The 23,314-nt window shown below is 66.9% G+C and carries 19 protein-coding genes; 10 read left to right on the top strand and 9 right to left on the bottom strand.

Annotation, left to right across the window (positions count from 1 at the left end; translation table 11 throughout):
- Positions 1 to 26 precede the first annotated feature (26 nt).
- Both L1F06_RS02695 and L1F06_RS02690 read right to left on the bottom strand, forming a co-directional pair.
- Positions 27 to 1,379 carry a DUF3999 domain-containing protein gene (locus L1F06_RS02695; RefSeq protein ID WP_129481908.1) on the bottom strand — a complete coding sequence of 451 codons (1,353 nt, stop codon included), beginning with the start codon at positions 1,377 to 1,379 and terminating at the stop codon, positions 27 to 29.
- Positions 1,376 to 4,999 carry a DUF2339 domain-containing protein gene (locus L1F06_RS02690; protein WP_129481909.1) on the bottom strand — a complete coding sequence of 1,208 codons (3,624 nt, stop codon included), beginning with the start codon at positions 4,997 to 4,999 and terminating at the stop codon, positions 1,376 to 1,378. Before L1F06_RS02690 ends, L1F06_RS02695 begins: the two co-directional genes overlap by 4 nt.
- A 224-nt stretch (positions 5,000 to 5,223) precedes the next feature.
- Between L1F06_RS02690 and L1F06_RS02685 the strand changes: the two genes are divergently transcribed.
- Complete coding sequence (locus L1F06_RS02685; protein WP_011920733.1) at positions 5,224 to 5,619, top strand: YkgJ family cysteine cluster protein; 396 nt, start codon at positions 5,224 to 5,226, stop codon at positions 5,617 to 5,619.
- 45 nt (positions 5,620 to 5,664) lie between these two features.
- Here L1F06_RS02685 and L1F06_RS02680 read toward each other — a convergent pair whose 3' ends face one another.
- From L1F06_RS02680 to choX, 5 genes are all read right to left on the bottom strand, one after another.
- Positions 5,665 to 6,852: a gamma-butyrobetaine dioxygenase gene (locus L1F06_RS02680; protein ID WP_129481910.1), complete on the bottom strand. Its 1,188-nt coding sequence runs from the start codon at positions 6,850 to 6,852 to the stop codon at positions 5,665 to 5,667.
- 89 nt (positions 6,853 to 6,941) lie between these two features.
- Positions 6,942 to 7,418: a thioesterase family protein gene (locus L1F06_RS02675; protein WP_129481911.1), complete on the bottom strand. Its 477-nt coding sequence runs from the start codon at positions 7,416 to 7,418 to the stop codon at positions 6,942 to 6,944.
- A gap of 106 nt (positions 7,419 to 7,524) precedes the next feature.
- The gene (locus L1F06_RS02670; protein WP_011920730.1) at positions 7,525 to 8,490 is read right to left on the bottom strand and encodes an L-carnitine dehydrogenase; all 966 of its coding nucleotides are present in this window, start codon (positions 8,488 to 8,490) and stop codon (positions 7,525 to 7,527) included.
- 132 nt (positions 8,491 to 8,622) lie between these two features.
- Positions 8,623 to 9,507, bottom strand: coding sequence for a 3-dehydrocarnitine:acetyl-CoA trimethylamine transferase CdhC (gene cdhC / locus L1F06_RS02665; RefSeq protein WP_129481912.1), 885 nt, complete (start codon positions 9,505 to 9,507; stop codon positions 8,623 to 8,625).
- Between the two features lie 106 nt (positions 9,508 to 9,613).
- Positions 9,614 to 10,552 carry a choline ABC transporter substrate-binding protein gene (choX, locus tag L1F06_RS02660; protein ID WP_129481913.1) on the bottom strand — a complete coding sequence of 313 codons (939 nt, stop codon included), beginning with the start codon at positions 10,550 to 10,552 and terminating at the stop codon, positions 9,614 to 9,616.
- Between the two features lie 224 nt (positions 10,553 to 10,776).
- On the opposite strand from choX, the gene L1F06_RS02655 reads away from it, so the two are divergent.
- The 8 genes from L1F06_RS02655 (at position 10,777) to L1F06_RS02620 (ending at position 20,272) form a co-directional block, all read left to right on the top strand.
- Positions 10,777 to 11,727: a GlxA family transcriptional regulator gene (locus L1F06_RS02655; protein WP_129481914.1), complete on the top strand. Its 951-nt coding sequence runs from the start codon at positions 10,777 to 10,779 to the stop codon at positions 11,725 to 11,727.
- A 187-nt stretch (positions 11,728 to 11,914) separates the two neighbouring features.
- Positions 11,915 to 12,892: a dipeptidase gene (locus tag L1F06_RS02650; protein ID WP_004372987.1), complete on the top strand. Its 978-nt coding sequence runs from the start codon at positions 11,915 to 11,917 to the stop codon at positions 12,890 to 12,892.
- A gap of 130 nt (positions 12,893 to 13,022) precedes the next feature.
- The gene (locus L1F06_RS02645; protein WP_004372990.1) at positions 13,023 to 13,553 is read left to right on the top strand and encodes a 4-vinyl reductase; all 531 of its coding nucleotides are present in this window, start codon (positions 13,023 to 13,025) and stop codon (positions 13,551 to 13,553) included.
- A 98-nt stretch (positions 13,554 to 13,651) separates the two neighbouring features.
- The gene (gene dgcA / locus L1F06_RS02640) at positions 13,652 to 15,712 is read left to right on the top strand and encodes a dimethylglycine demethylation protein DgcA (RefSeq protein ID WP_129481915.1); all 2,061 of its coding nucleotides are present in this window, start codon (positions 13,652 to 13,654) and stop codon (positions 15,710 to 15,712) included.
- Between the two features lie 152 nt (positions 15,713 to 15,864).
- The gene (gene dgcB, locus L1F06_RS02635) at positions 15,865 to 17,826 is read left to right on the top strand and encodes a dimethylglycine demethylation protein DgcB (RefSeq protein WP_129481916.1); all 1,962 of its coding nucleotides are present in this window, start codon (positions 15,865 to 15,867) and stop codon (positions 17,824 to 17,826) included.
- A gap of 100 nt (positions 17,827 to 17,926) precedes the next feature.
- Positions 17,927 to 19,159, top strand: a complete 1,233-nt coding sequence (gene etfA, locus L1F06_RS02630) for an electron transfer flavoprotein subunit alpha (protein ID WP_004372997.1) — start codon at positions 17,927 to 17,929, stop codon at positions 19,157 to 19,159.
- Between the two features lie 62 nt (positions 19,160 to 19,221).
- Entirely contained in the window at positions 19,222 to 19,995 is a 774-nt protein-coding gene (gene etfB / locus L1F06_RS02625) for an electron transfer flavoprotein subunit beta (protein ID WP_004372999.1), read from the top strand.
- Positions 19,996 to 20,020: 25 nt separating this feature from the next.
- Positions 20,021 to 20,272: a hypothetical protein gene (locus L1F06_RS02620; RefSeq protein ID WP_004373001.1), complete on the top strand. Its 252-nt coding sequence runs from the start codon at positions 20,021 to 20,023 to the stop codon at positions 20,270 to 20,272.
- A gap of 184 nt (positions 20,273 to 20,456) precedes the next feature.
- Here the strand turns inward: L1F06_RS02620 and gbdR are convergent, their stop codons facing one another.
- Together gbdR and L1F06_RS02610 are read right to left on the bottom strand one after the other, a co-directional pair.
- Complete coding sequence (gene gbdR / locus L1F06_RS02615) at positions 20,457 to 21,551, bottom strand: choline metabolism transcriptional regulator GbdR (RefSeq protein WP_004373003.1); 1,095 nt, start codon at positions 21,549 to 21,551, stop codon at positions 20,457 to 20,459.
- A gap of 73 nt (positions 21,552 to 21,624) precedes the next feature.
- Positions 21,625 to 21,867 (bottom strand): hypothetical protein, encoded by a 243-nt coding sequence (locus L1F06_RS02610; protein WP_252576723.1) that lies wholly within the window; start codon positions 21,865 to 21,867, stop codon positions 21,625 to 21,627.
- A gap of 369 nt (positions 21,868 to 22,236) precedes the next feature.
- Here L1F06_RS02610 and L1F06_RS02605 point away from each other — a divergent pair, with 369 nt between their 5' ends.
- Entirely contained in the window at positions 22,237 to 23,181 is a 945-nt protein-coding gene (locus tag L1F06_RS02605) for an ABC transporter substrate-binding protein (protein WP_011920722.1), read from the top strand.
- The last annotated feature ends 133 nt before the right edge of the window (positions 23,182 to 23,314 follow it).

Raw genomic sequence — 23,314 nt, 5'->3', positions numbered from 1 at the left:
CAGGGTTTATTCACCCACCGCGCGCCTCAGGCGCCTGGTGGGCGCCGCAGCAGGCTGGCCGCCATGGCAGCCAGCAATCCAACGCCCAGTAGCAGTACAGCCCAGAGTCCCCAGCGTTGCCAGTCACCTTGCGCAACGGCCGCTGGCTCGCCCATGGAGCCGGCCAGTGCGCTCGCATCCCCCAGCTCGGCGCGGCCGAGGCTGGCCAGACGCTCGGCCTGGTAACCGGGAATCAGGCTGGGCAGCGGCAGCGCCGCCGATTGCGCACCGGCATTGCCCAGTGCCAGGCGATAGGGCGCCTCGCCGCGGGCGAGAAAGATCAGCTGGGTGGCGCGCAAGGCGACCTGCAGGTTCGGCACCTCCGGCCCCAGACCGCCACCGCGCGGGTCGAGCTGCAGACGCAACTGACGCACCGGCCAGCCCGGCAAGGCCAGTTCGTCGTGCACCATCTCCCGGCCATTCTCCGGCAGGCGATAGAGCAGACCGCTGGCCAGCGGCCGCCACGCGCCCTGATCGCTGCTGCGCGCCTCGATACGCAGCGGTGCCAGGGTATTGGCCTGCGCCAGCGGCAGGCGCAGCCGCTCCAGAGGTAACGCCAGCGGCAGCTGCCAGCGATACAGCCCATCGGCGCCGCGCTCGGCCGGCAGCGGCTCGGACCAGACCAACGGCGCCGCCTGCTGATCCTGGCGGCGGCTGCGCAGGGTCGCCACCTCCAGCTGCGGCGCCTGCGTCGGCGCGCGCCACAGCAGACGCAGATAGCGGGCGCGCTGGCCGGGCAGCTCGATCTGGCGCTGATCGATGCGTTCGTCGGCGAAGCTCAGCCGTGCCACCTGCCCCTCGCCCCAGCTCTGCCAGCGCTGCAGGTCGTCACTGGCTTCGATGCTGAAACGCTGGAAGCCGTCCTCGCCACCGCTCCAGTCCAGGCTCAGGCGCACCAATGGGGCGTCGATGGCGCTGGCGTCGAGCAGCCAGCCGCGCAGTTGCTGGTCCGGTTCGGCGGCGGACTCGCCACGCAGCTCGATCAGTGTGCCCGTGGTGCTGCGCTCGACCCGCAAGGCCGGCGCCGCCTGTGCATCGGCGCGGCCATGCAGGGGAAACCAGCGCACGCCGTGCTCCTGTTCATGCGCCACGGTCTCGCTGCGCCCCGGGATCAGCGCATAGGCCTGAACCTTGCCCTGGGCATCGAACACGCGAAGGTCGCGCAGGTCGCCATGCTGCGCGGCAAAGTGCGCAGCGATCGGCAGCTCCAGGCGGTACCAGGGGCCCTCGCCGGACAGTTGCAACGGCGCGGCATGACGAAAGTCCTGCGCACGCTCGGCGGCCTGCAGCGCGGCGCTCAGCGACAGGGACAGCAGCAGGCCAAGACGAAGGATATTCACGCGGCAGGCTCCTGCTCGTTGCTGGTTGAAGGTTCGGTCTTGCGTGGCGGCAAGGGGGCGAAGTAACCCACCACCAGCAGCAGCACGCCGACCCCGATGAACGACACGATGCGCTCCAGGCCGCCGCGGTTGCCCAGCTCGACGAAGAACAGCTTGGCCACCACCAGGGCGATCAGCGCCGCTCCCACCAGCCACAGCTCGCGGCGTATGCGCAGGTGGCCGAAGAGCATCAGTGCCAGGGCAATCAGGGTCCAGACGATGGACAGCCCGGCCTGCACCAGCATCGAGTCGAACAGCGCAGCGCTCTGCCAGGGCACGCCGCCCCAGTGGTGCGCGGTACGCATCACCATCACGGTAAGCAGGGCGAACAGCGACAACCCCGCCACGCCCTGCACCACCTGCAGCGCTCGCGCAGGTTCCAGGCCGAGACGCGGCAGGGCGAAGCGGCCCCAGGCCAGCAGCGCGCCCAGGCACAGCAGCAGCCCCAGCTCCAGCGGGTTGAACAGCGGCAGGTAAGGCAGCGGATCGCTGTCGCCGGCACTGTTGGCGTTGGCCAGCCAGAACCAGCCAAGCATCAGCGCCGCCAGCGGCGCCGCTGCCCACAGGCGGTATTCGCGCTCGAAGCCGGCCACCGGCCAGGGTAGGCGACGCGCCTGCGCCATAAGCCAGAGATAGGCCGTCGGCAGCAGCGCCCAGCCCAGCCAGCGCCAGGCGTTGTAGTGATCGGCCAGGCTCAGCAGCAGGTAGCGCAGTTCCAGCGCCAGCACGCCGATCAGCAACCAGCAGCCGAGCACATGGGCAATGCTGGCCGCGCGGCTCGGCAGCAGTTCAGCCAGACGGCGCAGGGCGAGCAGATGCACCACCAGCACCGCAGCCCAGCCGAGCCAGCCGAAATTCGCCGCCGGGTGATGCAAGGGATGCCAGGCATAGGCCAGGATCAGACCGGCCACCGGCGCCAGCAGGCTGCACAGCAGCGACAGCTCGCGCCAGCGCGTGCGCAGCGCCAGCAGCATCCAGAGCAGAGTCGTCAGCGCCGCCGCCAGCAACAGAACAGCTGCCTGCAGCTGCGGCGCCACGAAGCGCAGCACCTCGCTGGCCAGGGCCAGTGCCCACCAGGCCGCGCCCCAGGCCAGTAACAGCTGGCCCAGGCGCTGCAGGCTGACGCCGTCGATCCCCGTCTCGCGACCGCCGTGCGCCAGGCTGTGCAGACGCCAGGCGCCGATCTGCGCGGCCAGGCCGAGCACAGCGGGCGTCCAGAAGCCGGTATGCGCCAACGGCGACAGCCCCTCGCCGCTGATTCCTGCCAGCAGCAGCGGCCCGGCGGCGAGGAAGGCCAGGCCGGCGAACAGCTGCAGCGCCAGGCTGAACAGGAAGGCGGCGCGTTGCTGCAGATACAGCGCCAGCCAAAGAATCAGCAGCCCCGTGCCGCCCCATACCGCCGCAGCCGCCACCCAGGGCAGCACGAAGAGCACGGCCAGATTGATGAACACCAGGCCCACCAGCATGACCATCGACAATGCGCCGAGCAGCCGGCGGTTCTCGCGAATCTGCGGGTCGCGCGCCGCCAGCAGCATGCCGGCAATCAGGCCGAAACCGACCATCGACGCGGCCAGCAAGCCGAACCAGCCCGCCTTGAAGCTGTTACCGCCGAACAGCGAATCCAGTGCCATCTGCCCGAGGAACAGCAGCCCGCCGAGCAGCTGCACGGCAAAGGCGCTGTAGACGAAGTTCGGCGCCGCGATGCGCAGCCCGACCAACAGCGTCGCCAGCCCCGCCAGCGCCCAGGCGATGGCCGTGCCGGGGGCCTCGAACAGCAGCGGTGCGATCAGATAGAGAAACGCCAGGCCGGCAATGCCGAGCCAGGGCAGCAGGCGCCTCTCCCAGGCGCTGCCCGCCTCAGGTTCGCGGCGCAGTTGCCAGTAGCTGAACAGCAGCGCCACGCCGAGCATCAGCGCGCCCAGCGGCGAACCCTCCAGCAGACTGGCGTAGCCGAGATCCAGGCCACTGACGAAGGCCAGCGCTGCGCCGAGCTGCAGCAACAGGGCGAAGGCGCGCGCCAGCGGTCGGCCCTGGCGCAGGCCGAGCCAGTAGATACCGGCGCCTTCCACCGCCCAGGCCGCCGCCGTCCAGCGCGCATCCAGCCCCAGCGGAATGGCCAGGCTGGCGAACACCACGCCGAGCGCCAGGCAGCTTTCCACCAGCAGCAAGGCGCGCTCGCCGGCGCGCGCCTTGAGTATGCGCGCCAGCAGCAGATAGAACAGACCGAGGCCGAGGGCGCTGAACGCCGCAGCGAACTCGATATGGCGCACCAGCGCCACCTGCAGGCCGAAGCCGATCAGTGGCGGGCCGAACAGGGTGGTGGCATCGACATAATCGCCACGCCGCGCCGACCAGCGCAGCAGCTCGTCACGCGTCTCGGGCGCATCCGCCGCGTCACGCAGGGTACGGCGGGCGAACAACAGGCCGATGGCCACGTACATCAAAAAGAACAGGATCAGGAACGGCTGGGTGCTGCCCAGCAGCTCCGGCGTGTAGGAGCGCAGGCCCCAGGCGAAGCCGATGCCGAAGGTGCCGACGAAGCCGATCAGGTTGAGCAGGCGCCAGGCCTTGAACCAGGCGATGGCGAAGATGCCGGCATTGAGCAGGGCGAAATAGGAGAACAGCGCGACATGGTTGCCGCTGCCGGTGGAGGTCAGGATCGGTGCGGCGAAGCCGCCCAGCGCTGCCGCGGCGGCCAGGCCCAGGGCGTTCTGCTGCACGGCGAGAATCGCCGAGAATAGCGTGACCGCCACCAGCAGCCCCAGCGCCATGCCGGGGTCGAGCAATGGGTGCAGGCGCATGGCGGCGAACACCGTCAGGTACAGCACGGCGATACCGGTGCCCTGCAGCACCAAGGCGTAACCGGGATTGCGCCGGCGTAGCCACCAGCCCAGGCCGAGCAGAGCCAGGGCACTGGCCGCCACGCCCATGTAGCGCAGCTCGATCGGCACCTCGACGCCTTCGGTGGCGTAGCGCAGCAGAAAGGCCAGGCCGAGGAACAGCAGCACCACACCGACCCGCAATACGGTGTTGCCACCCAGCAGCCAGGCCTTGGCAGCGGCGAAGCCGCGTTCGAGCAGATTCGGTTCGCGCGGCGTCTGCGCGCGCCAGGGGCTTTGCTGCGGCGCGGGTGGCGGTCGATGAGCAGTTGGTGCGGCGGCGGGTGCAGGTTCTGCGGCCGGCTGCGGGGCTGGCGCCTCGATCTCCGGCGCCAGCGTCCAGTCCAGCTCCGGTTCCGGCGTCGGCTCGGCGGCCTGCGCCACCACCAATTCCACTGGTTGTTCGGCTTGCGGCTCGCTATTGACGCTGGCCTGGGCTGGAGTCGGCTCGGGCGCGGGTTCATCGCGCTGACCCTGCTCCACCTTGACCAGGCGCTCGTGCATGGCGCGCGTGCCGCGCTCGAAGCGCTCGGCGAATTCCTTGAGCTGTGCGGTCAGTTGCGCGTTGCGCGTCTCCAGCCCTTGCAGACGCAGCGCCTGCCCCAGACTGAGGCCGAGCAGGCCGCCAAGAATGGCGCCCGTGACGGATTCGCTGGCGCCCGCGCCGAGCACCAGTCCGACCAGCATGAAGATCCATTGCATGCGTTATGTCCTACCGCTGTGGAAGTGTCCTCGCGTCCCTGCCGGCAGCCCGAGGTGGCTGCCAGTATAGGAGCAGCGAGCGTCCAGCCACAGAGAGACGACTGCCACCCAGGTCACAGGCACAACGCAAAGTAGCCAACTGCCAGCCGGTGCTTCACAAATGCCGCGCGCCCGCTATCATCGCCGCCCCGTGACAGCAGCGGCGCAGACCGCACGATAAAGCCATGATGAAGCCCCGCCTGATAGCCGCCGCCGAGATCGACCGCCTGGAAACCTGGGCCAAATACACGGCCGACATGTGCCACAGCTGCATCTCCAGCTGCTGCACCCTGCCGGTGGAAGTACGCCTGAACGATCTGATCCGTCTGGAGCTGGTGGACGAGTTCGAGCGCAGCGAGCCACCGAAGAACATCGCCAAGCGCCTGCAGAAGGATGGCGTGGTCGAGCGCTTCAACCAGAAGTCGGGCATCTTCACCCTGACCCGCATGTCCAACAACGACTGCCTGTTCCTCGATCGCAAGACGCGCCTGTGCACCGTCTACGACAAGCGCCCGGATACCTGCCGCCATCATCCCAAGGTCGGCCCGCGGCCGGGGTATTGCGCTTACAAACCGAAGTAGGCCGGACATGCGCGGCGCGCTGCAGCGCCGCGCATTTCGGGTATATCAGCGCTGCAGCACGCGGATCCGGGACAGCAGCTCGTCACGGTCGACATAGCACCCCTGGAAATGCCGCGCGCCGCTCGCCGAGTCGAATTCGGTGCGCGCGTGCATCACCCGCCGATTGTCGAAGCACCACAGCTGCCCGGCCTCGAGCCGGCGCTGCAGGCGAAAGCGTGGCTCGCGGGTCAGGGCGATGAAGCGCCGATAGGCACGATACAGCGCCGGCATGCGCTCGACCGGCGCGTCGAACGGGCCACGCAGGAAGTTGGCCATGCGCACCTCGCCGATCCGCCCCTCGGCATCCAGCGCGATGATCGGCGCCAGGCAACGGTAGTCGCTGGTGCGGCTCTTGTTGCGGAACTCCACCGGCGTCGTGCACAGGATGTCGAACAGCTCGGGCGACTCCTGGTGCAGTGCCTCGGCGATGGCGAAACCGTCGACGAACACGCTCTCGCCGCCCGTCGCATCGTTGACCAGGCAATGCAGGAACTGCAGGCCCGGCTGCAGCTCGCGGGTCGGCAGGTCGGTGTGCAGCGGCAGGTTGAAGGCGGTGTAGGCGTTGCTGTCGGCATCGGCCTTGGACTGCACGTCGAACAGCACGCCGAAGTTGCTCTCGCGAATGAAGGAGATGCGCTTGGCGAGCCGGAGCAGAACGCCCTCGCTGGCCGGCACCGCCACCAGCTGGGTCAGGCCCAGATCGCGCACCGCCAGCAACCAGCGCAACAGGGTGGCGTCGTCCTCGAGCACCGCCTGGTAGTCGAAGCGCGGCAACTGCTCGGCCAGTTCGGCACCCCACAGCTGCGGTTGCGGACGCTGCGCCTGGCGCTCTTCGCGCGATGCCGGGTCATAGGCGTGGGCCCGCAGCCAGCCGGGATGGAAGCGGCTGTGGTGACCGCCCAGCCAGTCGATCAGCAGATGGCCCTGCTCGTCGATGCGGGTCCGCTGTGGAGACAGCTCCTCCGCCACGTCGACGATCTCCAGCAGCTGTTCCCGGGTCACGCCGTAGACGCACTGGCTGCAGGGGCAGTTGTCGCGCAGCCACTGGTAATGGAAGGGGCTGACCCGGCCATCGCTCCAGGTGACCAGCAGGCTGTCGCGGGTAGCGTTGAGGCCGACCAGGTCGGCACTGATCGGGTAGGTACGCCAATCGGCGATGGGCGCGGCCTGGAGCGAGGGATCTACGGCATTCATGGCGGTCTCCTTGCGGGATGCTGGCCCGCGAAATTGTTGTCAGAGATGGGGGGACGCACACCAGGCCATCCTGGCCTGCCGGCCGGGCACTAGGCCCTGGCCGGGGGCAAGGCTATGACCCGGCCGACATGCAGCGGTATGGGCAGACTCCGATGGGCCTGCGCCAACGCCAGCAGCCGTTGCCGCACCTGCTCGTCGAACGCGGCCGAACGGCCGCCGGCAGTGTCGATGTTCATCAGCATCTGCTCGCTGGCGGCGAGCAGTTCCTCGCCCTCCGGGTAGTAGAGGCCGTGGTGGATGTGCAGGCGCTTGCCGTCATGCGCCAGCAACTGGGTGCGCACCTCTACCTCGGCGCCGAGCTTGATCTCGGCCAGGTAGTTGAGGTGGCACTCCAGGGTGTACAGAGTGTGGCCGCTGCGGGCGCGCCCCGCCTCGTCCAGGCCCAGGTAGTCCATGAGCGCGTCGGTGGCGTAGCTGAAGATCAGCAGATAGAAGGCATCGCGCAGATGGCCGTTGTAATCCACCCACTCGGGGGGAATGGTGGTGCGATAAGTCGGCAGATTCATGTTCAGCTTCCGTTGAGGCTCTCCCCGCCCCCTCTCCCTTCAACGGGAGAGGGGAGCTGGACAGGAGTCGCCCGTAGGGTGCGCCGCGCGCACCGGAAAGACGCGGTTACTCGGCGAACTCGAAGCCATGCTTGGCCTTGGTCTGGCGGATCGCCTCCAGCACCGCCAGCAGGCAATCGTCGCGATAGCGCTCCAGGGCATCCAGGCTGCGTTCGCCCTGCTGCTCGGCTGTGCCCTCGACCACCGCGTCGATCAGCCCCTCGGTCAGCTCCGGCGCCTCAAGGTACGTCCAGGGCAGCTTCAGCGCCGGGCCGAATTGGGCCATGAAGTGACGCATGCCGGCCGGGCCGCCGGCCAGGGTGTAGGTCAGGAAGCTGCCCATGAACGACCAGCGCAGGCCGGCGCCGAAGCGGATCGCATCGTCGATCTCGCCGGTGCTCGCCACGCCGTCGTTGACCAGGTGCAGCGCCTCGCGCCACAGGGCCTCGAGCAGGCGGTCGGCGATAAAGCCCGGCACCTCCTTGCGCACATGCAGCGGGCGCATGCCCAGCGATTGGTAGACCTCGATGGCGGCCTGCACCGCCTCAGGGGCGGTCTTCGCGCCGCCCACCACCTCCACCAGCGGCAGCAGATAGACCGGGTTGAACGGGTGGCCGACCAGGCAGCGCTCGGGATGCTTGGCGTCTGCATAGAATTCGCTGGGCAGCAGGCCCGAGGTGCTGGAGCCGATCAACACATCCGGGCGCGCCGCGGCACTGATCTTCGCGTGCAGCTCGCACTTGAGCTCGAGGCGCTCGGGGGCGCTCTCCTGGATGAAATCGGCATCGCGTACGCAGTCTTCGATGGTGTCCACGAAGCGCAGGCGCTCCAGCGAGGCGCCGGGGGCCAGGCCCTGCTTCTGCAGCGCCGGCCAGGCGTTGGCCAGGCGCGTGCGCAGCGCGGCCTCGGCGCCGGGCGCCGGGTCCCAGGCGATCACGTCGAGGCCGTGAGCCAGGGCGCGGGCGATCCAGCCGGCGCCGATCACGCCGGTGCCGAGGGCGGCGAAGGTCTTGATGTCGGTAACGAAGGTCATGGTGAACTCCGGTAGCCCGGATGCAATCCGGGGCATGGCAGGTGAAGTTTTCCCGGATTGCCTCCGGGCTACGGGGGATGCACACAGGCCCTCTCCCCCGGCCCCTCTCCCAATGGGAGAGGGGAGAAATCATCAGCGGCGCTTGAGCTTCATCTTCTCGCGGCCTTCGGCCGGGGTCAGGGCGCGGCCGCCGAGGCGTTCGATGATCTCGATGGCACGCTCGACCAGCTGGCCGTTGCTGGCGTGCACGCCGCGATCCAGCCAGATGTTGTCCTCCAGACCGACCCGCACGTTGCCGCCGAGCAGCATGGCCTGAGCGACCATCGGCATCTGCATGCGGCCGATGCCAAAGCCGGCCCAGGTGATGCCCGCCGGCAGGTTGTCGGCCATGGCCTTCATGGTCGTGGTATCGGCTGGCGCGCCCCAGGGAATGCCCAGGCACAGCTGGATCAGCGGGTCTTCCAGCAGGCCCTCCTTGAGCAACTGCTTGGCGAACCACAGGTGGCCGGTGTCGAAGATTTCCAGCTCGGCCTTCACGCCCAGCTCGGTGATGCGTTTGGCGCCGGCACGCAGCTGCGCCGGAGTGGAGACATAGATGAAGTCGCCGTCGCCGAAATTCAGGGTGCCGCAGTCCAGGGTGCAGATTTCCGGCAGCAGCTCCTCGACATGCGCCAGGCGCTCCAGCGGGCCGACCAGGTCGGTGCCGGCGCCGAATTCCAGCGGCTGCTCGCCGCGACCGATTTCCAGGTCGCCGCCCATGCCGGCGGTGAGGTTGATGATCACGTCGGTGTCGCTCTCGCGGATGCGCTCGACCACCTCGCGGTACAGCGCCACGTTGCGGCTCGGCTTGCCGGTGTGCGGATCGCGCACATGGCAGTGGGCAACGGTGGCGCCGGCCTTGGCTGCCTCGATGGCGGCGGCGGCGATTTCCTTGGGCGTGACCGGGATGGCCGGGTGTTTGCCGACGGTGTCGCCAGCGCCGGTCACCGCGCAGGTGACGATGACTTCGTAGTTCATGGAATCTCCATCCTTATTCGAGGCGAAAGGGTGCCGTACGCGGCCAGAGGCGCACGCACGGCAGCTGATGATTGAAGTGGGAGGCGGCGCCGCGGCGCCGCGCATCTCAGTCGAGGGCGGCCCGTACTGCCGCCACGCCGTCCTGACCGTCGAAGGTGGTCACCCCGGCCAGCAGGCGGTCGAGGTCCTGCGGATTTTCCTTGAGCCAGCGACGGGCCACGGCCTTGGCATCCTCGCGAGCCATGATCGGCTCCATCAGCTCGCTTTCCTGGGCGGCGCTGAAGGTCAGGTTATTGAGCAGACGGTCGACGTTGGGGCAGCGCTGGCCATAGTCCGGGGCGACCACGGTCCAGACCGTGGCCAGGCCTTCATCGGCACCGAACACGTCCTCGCTGCCGGTGAGGTAGGTCAGGTCCATCTTGATGTTCATCGGGTGCGGCTTCCAGCCGAAGAACACCACCGGCTTCTTGGCCTTGACCGCGCGACTGACGGCCGCGAGCATGGCCGCCTCACTGGATTCCACCAGTTTGAAGCCACCGAGGCCGAACTGGTTGGTGTCGATCATCTTCTGGATGGTGGTGTTGGCCCCGGTGCCCGGGTCGATGCCGTAGATCTTGCCTTCCAGCTGGTCGCGGAACTTGGCGATGTCGGCATAGGTTCTCAGGCCCGCCTCGGCCAGGTAGGTGGGCACCGCCAGACTGGAGATGCCGTCGCTCAGGCCCGGCTCGGCGAGCACCTTGACCTCGCCCTTGTCCTGGAACGGCTTGATGTTGTCGTCCATCAGCGGTTTCCAGTAGCCGAGGAAGAAGTCGACCTGCTTCTTGCCGATGCCGGAAAAGATGATCTGCTGCGAGGCCTGGGTCTGGGTGGTTTGATAGCCCAGGCCTTCGAGCAGGGTTGCGGCCACGGCCGTGGTGGCGACCACGTCGGTCCAGCCGACCAGACCGATACGTGCCTTCTGGCAACTGGCATCTTCGGCGGCCAGCAGGGAGGAACTGAACAAGCTCAGGGTGCAGCATGCGGCCAGCGCGGTAAGACCTTTCATCTGGGTGCTCCTCATCGTGTCACAGCGGTTTGCTTTCGTTCTTCTAGAGGCCTGTCGGCCCCCACCGTGTTCCGGGATCGATTGGTCCCGATGGAGCCACTTTACGCGCCGTTTCGCCGGAAAATTCCCATTTAGCCGACCATTGCTTGACCTATGGCGACCTTATCTTGCGCGGCGCTGGCGCTTGGCTTCTTAATGAAGGGCACCCTACTGGCGGATTGCCCATGACCCAAACCTTCGCCTTCCTGCTGCTTCCCGGTTTTTCGATGATAGGCCTGATGTCGGCCATCGAACCGCTGCGCGTGGCCAACCGCTTTCGCGGCGAGCTGTACCGCTGGCGCCTGCTCAGCCTGGACAGCGAGGCGGTGGCGGCGAGCAACGGCATGTCGCTCAACGTCGAGGCCGGGCTGGAGCTGCCGGAGGAAACCCAGGCGCTGTTCGTGGTCGCCGGTTTCGAGCCCCTGACGCATTACGACAAGCGCCTGGCGCATTGGCTGCAACGCCGCGAACGCGAGGTCAAGGTGCTCGGCGCCATCGACACCGGCAGCTTCGTGCTGGCCGAGGCCGGCCTGTTCGAGCAGCAGCGCCTGACCCTGCACTGGGAGGCGATCGACGCCTTCTGCGAGCGCTATCCGCAGCTGCAGGTGACCCAGGAGCTGTTCGAGATCGATGGCCGGCGCATCACCAGCGCCGGCGGCACCAGCAGCCTCGACCTGATGCTCGGGCTGATCGGCCGGGATCACGGCGAACCGCTGGCAGTGCAGGTATCCGAGCAGTTCGTGCTCGGTCGCATCCGTACCCGCCAGGACCACCAGCGCATGCAGATCGCCAGCCGCTACGACCTGCACAACAAGAAACTGGTACGGGTGATCGGCGAGATGGAGCGCCACTGCGATCAGCCACTGCCCTGCGAGGAGTTGGCCGAGCAGGTCGGGGTCAGCGTGCGCCAGCTGGAGCGACTGTTCCGCCATCACCTGAACACCACACCTTCGGCGTTCTACCTCGGTCTGCGTCTGGACAAGGCACGCCAGCTGCTGCGCCAGAGCGATCTGAGCGTGCTGGAGGTGGGCCTGGCCTGCGGCTTCGACTCGGCGTCGTATTTCTCGCGCTGCTACCGCCAGCACTTCGCCGCCAGCCCCAGCCAGGATCGTCACGAGCGGCCTGCACCCAGCTAAGGCTGCGTCCCATGGTGCGCACAGCGCACCCTACGACGAAACGCTGGCATATCCGTTCGCGACCTCGACTTGACGCTTTCGGCAAACCCCCAGTCGTTTTTGCACCGGGGCACCCTGCCCCCCAGGGATAAGCTCTCCCCAAAGCGCCGACGACCGATTCGGCGCATCCGTTTAGGGGACAAGCCTGATGAGCCCAGCCGAATTGCACGCCGACAGCATCGTCATCGACGGTCTGATCATCGCCAAGTGGAACCGCGAACTGTTCGAAGACATGCGCAAGGGCGGCCTGACCGCCGCCAACTGCACCGTCTCCGTCTGGGAAGGTTTCCAGGCCACGGTCAACAACATCGTGGCCAGCAACAACCTGATCCGCGATAACAGCGACCTGGTCATGCCGGTGCGCACCACCGCCGATATCCGCAAGGCCAAGGAACAGGGCAAGACCGGCATCCTCTACGGCTTCCAGAACGCCCATGCGTTCGAGGACCAGATCGGCTACGTCGAGGTGTTCAAGCAGCTCGGCGTGGGCATCGTGCAGATGTGCTACAACACCCAGAACCTGATCGGCACCGGCTGCTACGAGCGCGACGGCGGCCTGTCCGGCTTCGGCCGCGAGATCGTCGCCGAGATGAACCGCGTCGGCATCATGTGCGACCTGTCCCACGTCGGCTCCAAGACCAGCGAGGAAGTCATCCTCGAGTCGAAGAAGCCGGTCTGCTACTCCCACTGCCTGCCGTCGGGCCTGAAGGAGCATCCGCGCAACAAGTCCGACGAAGAGCTGAAGTTCATCGCCGATCACGGCGGCTTCGTCGGCGTGACCATGTTCGCGCCCTTCCTGGCCAAGGGCATCGATTCGACCATCGACGACTACGCCGAGGCCATCGAGTACGTGATGAACCTGGTCGGCGAAGACGCCATCGGTATCGGCACCGACTTCACCCAGGGGCATGGCAAGGAATTCTTCGAGTACCTGACCCATGACAAGGGCTACGCCCGCCGTCTGACCAACTTCGGCAAGATCGTCAACCCGCTGGGCATCCGCACCGTGGGCGAGTTCCCCAACCTCACCGAGACCCTGCTCAAGCGCGGCATGCCCGAGCGCGTGGTGCGCAAGGTGATGGGCGAGAACTGGCTGCGCGTACTGGCCGACGTCTGGGGCGAATGATGAATACCTGCGGCGCCTACTGCGCCCACCGATAGCTGCGTCGCGTCCTCTCGACGTGCTCGCTACGGCTCCACAGGCATTCACCCACATTTTTCAACACGCAAGACAACGAATTCTGGAGTTTGAACACATGGCCACCCACGCCCCCGAAATGCCCATCCTGGTCGACGACGAAACCGGCGTCTGGACCACCGACGCCCTGCCGATGCTCTACGTGCCGCGGCATTTCTTCGTCAACAACCACATGGGCATCGAGGAAGTGCTCGGCGCCGAGAAGTACGCCGAGATCCTCTACAAGGCCGGCTACAAGTCCGCCTGGCACTGGTGCGAGAAGGAAGCCGAGTGCCATGGCCTGTCCGGCGTGGCGGTGTTCGAGCACTACATGAAGCGCCTGTCGCAGCGCGGCTGGGGCCTGTTCAAGATCCAGTCGATCGACCTCGAGGCCGGTACCTGCGAGGTGCGCCTGGATCACTCGGCCTTCGTCTACGTCTACGGCAAGTGCGGGCGCCCGGTCGACTACATGTTCACCGGCTGGTTCGCCGGGGCCATGGACCAGATTCTGCAGGCCCAGGGCAGCAGCATCCGCACCGTCGCCGAGCAGGTCTACGGTGCCTCGCAGGAAGGCCACGACCACGGCCTGTTCCGCGTCAAACCGCTCTAAAACAAAGGTATGCAGGAGGGCTTCAGCCGCGACGCCATCGCCCCTGAAGCGCCTTCCGACAAAAAGACCCCAGGCCGCTTTTCCGTGAGGGTGCCGCAATGGCTTTCGAAGCAATGTTCCAGCCGATCCAGATCGGCAAACTGACCATCCGCAACCGCGTGCTCTCCACCGCGCACGCCGAGGTCTACGCCACCGACGGCGGCATGACCACCGAGCGCTACGTCAAGTATTACGAAGAGAAGGCCAAGGGCGGCATCGGCCTGGCCATCTGCGGCGGTTCCTCCGTGGTGGCCATCGACAGCCCGCAGGAATGGTGGAGCTCGGTCAACCTGTCCACCGACCGCATCATCCCGCACTTCCAGAATCTGGCCGACGCCATGCACAAGCACGGCGCCAAGATCATGATCCAGATTACCCACATGGGTCGCCGCTCGCGCTGGGACGGCTTCAACTGGCCGACCCTGATGTCGCCGTCGGGCATCCGCGAACCCGTGCACCGCGCCACCTGCAAGACCATCGAGCCGGAAGAGATCTGGCGCGTGATCGGCAACTACGCCCAGGCCGCGCGCCGGGCCAAGGAAGGCGGCCTGGACGGCGTCGAGCTGTCCGCCGTGCACCAGCACATGATCGACCAGTTCTGGTCGCCGCGGGTCAACAAGCGTACCGACGAATGGGGCGGCAGCTTCGAGGGCCGCATGAAGTTCGGTCTGGAAGTGCTCAAGGCGGTGCGCGCCGAGGTGGGCCCGGACTTCTGCGTGGGCATGCGTATCTGCGGCGACGAGTTCCATCCGGACGGCCTGTCCCACGAGGACATGAAGCAGATTGCCGCCTACTACGACGCCACCGGCATGATCGACTTCATCGGCGTGGTGGGCTCGGGCTGCGACACCCACAACACCCTGGCCAACGTCATCCCCAACATGAGCTACCCGCCGGAGCCCTTCCTGCACCTGGCGGCCGGCATCAAGGAAGTGGTCAAGGTACCGGTGCTGCACGCGCAGAACATCAAGGATCCGAACCAGGCCACCCGTATCCTCGAAGGCGGCTACGTGGATATGGTCGGCATGACCCGCGCGCATATCGCCGACCCGCACCTGATCGCCAAGATCAAGATGGGCCAGGTCGACCAGATCAAGCAGTGCGTCGGCGCCAACTACTGCATCGACCGCCAGTACCAGGGCCTGGACGTGCTGTGCATCCAGAACGCCGCGACATCCCGTGAATACATGGGCGTGCCGCACATCATCGAGAAATCCACCGGGCCCAAGCGCAAGGTGGTGATCGTCGGCGGCGGCCCGGCCGGGATGGAAGCGGCGCGCGTCGCTGCCGAGCGTGGCCACGACGTCACCCTGTTCGAGAAGAAGGATGCCCTGGGCGGCCAGATCACCACCGCCTCCAAGGCCCCGCAGCGCGACCAGATCGCCGGCATCACCCGCTGGTACCAGTTGGAGCTGGCACGCCTGGGCATCGATCTGCGCCTGGGCACCGCCGCCGACGTGGCGACCATTCAGGACATGCGCGCCGACATCATCATTCTGGCCAACGGCGGCCATCCGTACCTGGAGCAGAACGAGCACTGGGGCGCGGCCGAAGGCCTGGTGGTGAGCAGCTGGGACGTGCTCGACGGCAAGGTGGCGCCGGGCAAGAACGTACTGGTCTACGACACCATCTGCGAATTCACCGGCATGTCGGTGGCCGACTTCATGGCCGACAAGGGCTCGCAGGTCGAGATCGTCACCGACGACATCAAGCCGGGCGTGGCCATGGGCGGCACCAGCTTCCCCACCTACTACCGCAGCATCTACCCCAAGGAAGTGATCATGACCGGCGACATGATGCTGGAAAAGGTCTACCGCGAGGGCGACAAGCTGGTGGCGGTGCTGGAGAACGAATACACCGGCGCCAAGGAAGAGCGCGTGGTCGACCAGGTGGTGGTGGAGAACGGCGTGCGTCCGGACGAGTCGCTGTACTACGCGCTGAAGGAAGGCTCGCGCAACAAGGGCCAGATCGACGTCGAGGCGCTGTTCGCGATCAAGCCGCAGCCCTGTCTGTCCGAGTCGGGCGACGGCTACCTGCTGTTCCGCATTGGCGACTGCGTGGCGCAGCGCAACACCCACGCGGCGATCTACGACGCCCTGCGTCTGTGCAAGGACTTTTAAGCGGCCCCCTCTCCCGCTTGCGGGAGAGGGCGGGGGGAGAGGGTGATCTGCCAACTCGGTAGCGGGCCACTCCCCTCTCCCTAACCCTCTCCCCCAAGGGGGAGGGAACCGGTTCGGCGTAACTCTCTCGGTCCCGCCAAGGAGACCAACCGATGTTGAACACCATCCTCCCCATCCTGCTGTTCGCTGCCCTGGCCCTCGCGGTCATCGGCGCGGCCAGGCGCTTCTTCATGTGGCGCCGCGGCCGACCGGCCAAGGTCGACTGGATCGGCGGCCTGCTGAAGATGCCGCGCCGCTACCTGGTGGATCTGCACCATGTGGTCGAGCGCGACAAGTACATGTCCAAGACTCACGTGGCCACCGCCGGCGGCTTCGTCCTGGCCGCCGTGCTGGCGATCGTCGTGCACGGTTTCGGCCTGCACAACCGTATCCTCGGCTTCGCCCTGCTGGCGGCCACGGTGCTGATGTTCGTCGGCGCCCTGTTCGTCGCCAAGCGCCGGCGCAACCCGCCGAGCCGGCTGTCGAAGGGCCCGTGGATGCGCCTGCCGAAGAGCCTGCTGATGTTCGCGGCGAGCTTCTTTATCGCCACGCTGCCGGTTGCCGGGATTCTGCCGGCCGACTTCGGCGGCTGGATTCTGGCCGCCGTACTGACCGTCGGCGTGGCCTGGGGCGTGTCCGAGCTGTTCTTCGGCATGACCTGGGGCGGGCCGATGAAGCACGCCTTCGCCGGCGCCCTGCACCTGGCCTGGCACCGCCGCGCCGAACGCTTCGGCGGCGGTCGCTCGACCGGTCTGAAAGCCCTCGATCTGGACGATCCGAAGGCACCGCTGGGCGTGGAAAAACCCACCGACTTCACCTGGAACCAGCTGCTCGGCTTCGACGCCTGCGTGCAGTGCGGCAAGTGCGAGGCCATGTGCCCGGCCTTCGCCGCCGGCCAGCCGCTCAATCCGAAGAAGCTGATCCAGGACATGGTCATCGGCCTGGCCGGTGGCAACGACGCCCAGTTCGCCGGTTCGCCCTACCCTGGCAAACCGCTGGGTGAGCACAGCGGCGGCCCGCATCAGCCGATCGTGTCGCTGCAAGGCAAGGCGCTGGTGGATGCCGAGACGCTGTGGTCCTGCACCACCTGCCGCGCCTGCGTCGAGGAATGCCCGATGATGATCGAGCACGTCGATGCCATCGTCGATATGCGCCGCCACCTGACCCTGGAAAAGGGCGCCACGCCGAACAAGGGCGCCGAGGTGCTGGACAACCTGATCGCCACCGACAACCCGGGCGGCTTCAACCCCGGCGGCCGGCTGAACTGGGCCGCCGACCTCAACCTGCCGCTGCTCGCCGACAAGCAAGAGACCGACGTGCTGTTCTGGGTGGGTGACGGCGCCTTCGATATGCGCAATCAGCGCACCCTGCGCGCCTTTGTGAAGGTGCTCAAGGCTGCCGACGTGGACTTCGCCGTGCTCGGCCTGGAAGAGCGCGACAGCGGCGACGTGGCCCGCCGTCTGGGTGACGAGGCGACCTTCCAGAACCTGGCCAAGCGCAACATCGCCACCCTGAGCAAGTACCGCTTCAAGCGCATCGTCAGCTGCGACCCGCACAGCTTCCATGTGCTGAAGAACGAATACGGCGCCCTCGGCGGCCACTACGAAGTGCTGCACCACAGCACCTTTATCGACGAGCTGGTGCGCAAGGGTTCGCTGAATCTGGGCCAGAGCAAGGCCACCAGCGTGACCTATCACGACCCCTGCTACCTCGGCCGCTACAACGGCGAGTACGAGGCGCCGCGCGCCGTGCTCAAGGCCATCGGCATCGAAGTGAAGGAAATGGAACGCTCCGGTTTCCGTTCGCGCTGCTGCGGCGGTGGCGGCGGCGCGCCGATCACCGACATCCCCGGCAAGCAGCGGATTCCCGACATGCGCATGGTCGACATCAAGGAGACCGGCGCCGAACTGGTGGCCGTGGGCTGCCCGCAGTGCACGGCGATGCTCGAAGGCGTGGTCGCCCCGCGTCCGGAGATCAAGGACATCGCCGAACTGGTGGCCGAAGTGCTGATCGAGCCCGTCGAGGTGGCGGCAAAAAAGCCGGCAGCCAGGCGTGAACTGGCGGAGGTGCAGTGATGAAACGACTGCATACAGACGTAGGGCGGGTGCAACCCGCCAACACCTGTCCGGCGGGTTGCACCCGCCCTACGCAAGCGCCTGATCAGGAGATCGCAGCATGAGCGACATCATCCGCCGCGACCCGCGCGCCGAGTGGATCGCCCGCAACCGCCTGCATCCGCTGCATGCGGCCATGCAGAGCCAGAACCAGACCAGCTGGATGGGCCCCAACGGCATCATCCGCAAGAACCCGCACGCCATCGCTGCCGGCTTTATCGGCCCGGCCGGGCTCAAGCGCATCGACCGCAGCGGCGCTCAGCAGGGCACCGCCGGCAAGCGCAGCAGCGCCAGCGTCGAAGTCCAGCTGCCGCTGCATGTGATCGAGCAACCGGCCTTCCACGTCTGCGTGGTGCCGGACATGGTCGGCGGGCGCCTGTCCAGCCATGACAAGGACCTGCTCGGCCTGGCCCGCAAGCTGGCCGGCGAGAGCGGCGCCGTGGTCGCCGTGGTGTTCGGCGAGGACAAGGAAAGCGCCTTCGACACGGCCGGCGTCGACCGCTTGCTGCGCATCGCAGGCGATGCCTTCGACGGCTACGCCCCGGAAGCCCGCGTACTGGCCCTGAGCGCCGTGGAAAGCCAACTGGCGCCGCGTCACTGGCTGCTGCCCGACAGCCGCACCGGTGGCGGCGAACTGGGCCGCCGCCTGGCCGCCAAGCTGGGCGAGCGCCCGGCCACGCGCGTCTGGCAGGTCGCCGGCGAGCAGGCCATCGGCCGCGCCGGCAGTGGCCAGCAGGATATCCAGCGCGCCCTGCCCCGCTTGATCCTGGCCGCGGCCGAATGCGCCGAGCCGGTCAGCGAAACCCGCCATGAAGCTCGCCCGCTGGAGCTGGGCGAGAAGGTCGCCCACAGCCTGCCGCGCATCGAGGATCTCGGCCCGGTGGCCGTGGACCCGGCGCAGATTCCCATGGCCGAGGCCGAGTTCATTCTCTCCGGCGGCAACGGCGTGAAGGACTGGGAGCTGTTCCACCAGGCCGCCGTCGCCCTCGGCGCCACCGAAGGTGCCTCGCGCGTGGCGGTGGACGACGGCTTCATGCCGCGTAACCGCCAGGTGGGCGCCACCGGTACCTGGGTCACCGCCCGCGTCTACCTGGCGGTCGGCATCTCCGGCGCCATCCAGCACCTGCAGGGCATCGGCGCCTGCGACAAGGTGGTGGCGGTGAACATGGATCCCGGCTGCGACATGATCAAGCGTGCCGACCTCTCGGTGATCGGCGACTCGGCGGCGATCCTGCGCGCGCTGATGGAACGCGTCGCCGCCTGGCGCCAGGAAGGAAAACGTGATGCGGCGTAGCCCGGATGAAATCCGGGTTCACCACCAGCTTTCCCGGATTGCATCCGGGCTACGGGGACACCATGACTGATCTGAATATCGTCGCCCTGGTCTCGGTCGGCGCCCACCCGACCTCCGGCCGCTCGCGCCGCGCCGAACAGGACGCCCGCGCGGTGGAGCTCGGCCTGCGCCTGGCCGGGCAGAATCTGCAACTGCTGCATGCCGGCGACCCACAGGCCGACGCGCTGCGCGGCTACCTGGGCATGGGCCTGGAACAGCTCGACGTGCTGGAGCAACCCGAAGGCGCCGACGCCCTGCCGCTGCTGGTGGACTATCTGCAAGGCAGCCGTACGCAGCTGGTACTCACCGGCAGCCAGGCGGAAACCGGCGAAGGCTCGGGCATGCTGCCGTTCCTGCTGGCCGAGCGCCTGGGCTGGCCGATGGTGGTCGGTCTGGCCGAGGTGGAGAAAGTGGAGAATGGCGTGGCCCAGGTGCTGCAGGCGCTGCCGCGTGGCCAGCGCCGTCGCCTCAAGGTGCGTCTGCCCTGCGTGGCCAGTGTCGACAATGCCGCCCCGGTGGCGCGCCAGAGCGCCTTCGGCCCGGCCCGCCGCGGGCAGATCGAAGCCCACGAGGTGACGGTGGTGGATGACCCGCTGCTGGCCGAGGCCAGCCTGCAACCGGCCAAGCCGCGGCCCAAGCGCCTGAAGGTGATCAAGGCCAAGACCGGCGCGGAACGCATGAAGGCCGCCACGGCCAAGGCCAGTGGTGGCGGCGGTCAGGTGCTCAAGGATGTCTCGCCACAGGACGGCGCGGAGGCTATCTTCAAACTACTTATCGAGGAAGGCGTCTTACGCTGACGCCCCAAGCCCAGGAGCCACGACCATGATGCACGCCGATCTGATCGACCAGGAAGACTTCCGCGAGCGCCTGATCGCGCTGGGCCTGAGCATTCCGGCGGGGGCCTCGCCGGAGCAGGCCTGCGAACTGGCCGTCAGCGGTCTCAGCCCGGAGCGTGCCGTGGCCCTGCGCCACCTGGTGGAGGAACTGCTCGGCGGCAGCGCCACCCTGCTGCCCAACGTGCGCGAAGCCATCAGCCGGCATCTGCTGCCGGCGCTGGTGCCGAAGCCGGCCTGATACTCCTCGGTGCGCACGGCGCACCCTACGGACGGGCGCCACTGGGTGGGGTGCGCTGTGCGCGCCAATCTTCTACAGAGCCGTAGGGTGGGCGAAGCCCACCCTACACCTGATGCAGACGGCTTTAGCCGCGACCCAAATACAACGGGGCGCCACTGGCGCCCCGTTTTCATTGCGGCTCGATTCAGATGCGCACGCTGGCGAAGGTCGATTCGCCCTGGGCGCGATTGAGCGCCAGCACGGCACTGGAGTTGATCTGCTGCTCGGGAATCGGCAGCAGCACCACCAGGTTGTGGCCCTGCTGACCGGCGCGCTCGTCGCGCGGCGGAATGCCGAAATACTCGCGGTAGCACTTGGAGAAGTGCGGGGTGGAGACGAAGCCGCACACCGACGCCACCTCGATGATCGACATGCTGGTCTGCTTGAGCAGCTGGCGGGCGCGGATCAGGCGCAGCTTGAGGTAGTAGCGCGACGGCGAGCAGTGCAGGTACTTCTGGAACAGACGCTCGAGCTGGCGGCGGGAAATGTCGACGAAGCAGGCCAGCTCGTCGAGGTCGATCGGCTCCTCGAGGTTGGCCTCCATCAGCGCGACGATTTCCTGCAGCTTCGGCTGGTTGCTGCCGAGCATGTGCTTGAGCGGCACGCGCTGGTGATCCTGCTCGTTGCGAATGCGCTCGTAGATGAACATCTCGGAGATGCCGGCGGCCAGTTCGCGACCGTGCTGCTGGCCGATCAGGTGCAGCATCATGTCCATCGGTGCGGTGCCGCCGGAGGAGGTGTGGCGGTTGCGGTCGATGGAGAACAGCCGAGTGGTGATGGCGGCGCGCGGGAAGGCTTCCTGCATCGAGGCCAGACACTCCCAGTGCACGCTGCAATCGTAGCCGTCGAGCAGACCGGCCTTGGCCAGCGCCCAGCTGCCGGTGCACACCGCGCCGAGCTGACGGCCCTGGCGCGCCTGCAGCTGCAGCCAGCTGACGTGCTCGCGCTTGACGCTGTGCTGGATGTCGACGCCACCGCAGACGATTACCGCATCCAGCGCCGGCGCGCTGTGCATGGCGGCATCCGGGGTGATCTGCAGACCATCGCTGGCGCTGACCGGGAGGCCGTCGTGCGTGAGGGTGTGCCAGCGATACAGCTCCTTGCCGGAGAGCTGGTTGGCCATGCGCAGGGGCTCCACCGCCGACGCGAGGGAAATCAGGGTGAAGTTGTCCAGAAGCAGAAAGCCGATGGACTGGGCGACACGGTTCTGGGGTTGCGCCCCTTGAGTGAACTGCGACATCGATGAAACCCTCACGCTAAGCACGGTATGAGCCCAACTTCGAAGTGGGCCTCGGTTTTATTCTGGCTCTGGTTCAAGGGAACCAGATGGCTATCCATACCCAGGCAAAGGTCATGCCTAAATTGATCGCGCGTTCAATAAAAGCGCATCCCTCGCCGAGCAGCGCACCAGACAGGTCTTCCCTGAGCGACGACAGAGCCGACCGGGTCCTCTCCAGACCGCATGCCAGTGGGGCCCTGAGCATTTCGGTAGCACTGTCCGCGGGCGGTGCTACATACCCGTTGCCCGGCAGTAACGGATGGATGGTAACGATCATGACCCATCAGTCACGACTCGTGCTAGCGACACTCGTCGCCTTCGCACCAAAACCTCGCAGATCGCGTCCTGTGCCGGGCTTTCTGCACCAGCAGGGATCAACGCCGCGGCGTTGTTCGTCAGCCCAAGGCTCGCGAGATGCCTGGCTGGATCAGCCGATTCAATGATCAAGTTTTCACCACCTCGACCACGTCTGAAATCGACTCGCGCATATCCAATTGCGTCGTTTTGCTCCGTGCCGGCCACGTCTTTTTCTGGCATGTCGAGGTCGCTTCTCATTCACGGAGCGGCCCGCCTCTTGCTGTGAAATAGCCATTCGCCATTCCCTGGATCTTCCATCCGGCTCCGGCCGCCCGAACAGAGGCATTCCATGAACGGACTTTCTCGTTGGCTGCTCGCTTCTACCCTTGCCTCCTGCGCCACGTTGCAGGCGGCCGAATCGGAACGCTGCGAACTGGTACGCCTGAGCGACGTCGGCTGGACCGACATCACCATGACCACCACGGTGGCGCGCCTGGTGATGAGCGAAATCGGCTACCGCACGCAGGTCAGACGCCTGACGTTACCCGACACCTACCGCGGCCTGTCCGAAGGCCACCTGGACGTGTTTCTCGGCAACTGGATGCCGGCACAGGCCGAACTGGTCCAACCCCTCCTGGACAGCGGCAGAATCGAGAAGCTGAACACCAATCTGCCGACGGTGCGCTACACCCTGGCGGTGCTGACGCCGGGCTACGAGGCCGGGCTGAAGGACTTCGCCGACATCCAGCGTTACAAGAACGAACTCGGCGGGCAGATCTTCGGTATCGAACCGGGCAACGAAGGCAACGAAATGCTCAAGGGCATGATCCGCGACAACACCTTCGGTCTGGGGGGCTTCAGCCTGGTGGAGACCAGTGAGAGCGGCATGCTCAATCACGTCGAACGCGCCCAGCGGCTGGGCAAGTGGGCCGTGTTCCTGGGCTGGGAACCGCACCCGATGAACGAGCGTCTGAAGATGAACTATCTGTCCGGCGGTGACGATTATTTCGGCCCCAACTATGGCGCGGCACAGGTCAACACGGTGGCGCGAGGCAACTTCAGCCAGCAATGCCCCAACCTGGCCCGGCTGTTTCGCAACATGACCTTCACCATCACGGCGGAGAACCAGCTGATGAGCGCCGTGCTGGAGGGCAATACCAACCGCCGCCGCGTGGCCAAGCGCTGGATCGAAGACAACCCGCAGATGATCGCGGCCTGGCTCAAGGGCGTGACCCGCTACCAGGGCGGCCCCATCGACAGAGCCTTCGACATGCCGCTGGCAGCGAACAACTGAGAACCATGGCGGAAAGCCAGGAAAAGACGGCAACGATGGCAGAACCCGCAGAAACTTCGAAGCGCCGATGCGTTGCTCGCTCGCCTCGGCGAACACCCCGTCCAGGCCGGCCCGTCAACCCGACCGTGACCGC

The organism is Pseudomonas hydrolytica (assembly GCF_021495345.1).
GTDB classification, from domain to species: Bacteria; Pseudomonadota; Gammaproteobacteria; order Pseudomonadales; family Pseudomonadaceae; genus Aquipseudomonas; species Aquipseudomonas hydrolytica.
The sequence above is the reverse complement of the archived record's forward strand: the minus strand, read 5'-3'. Positions and strand labels throughout refer to the sequence as shown.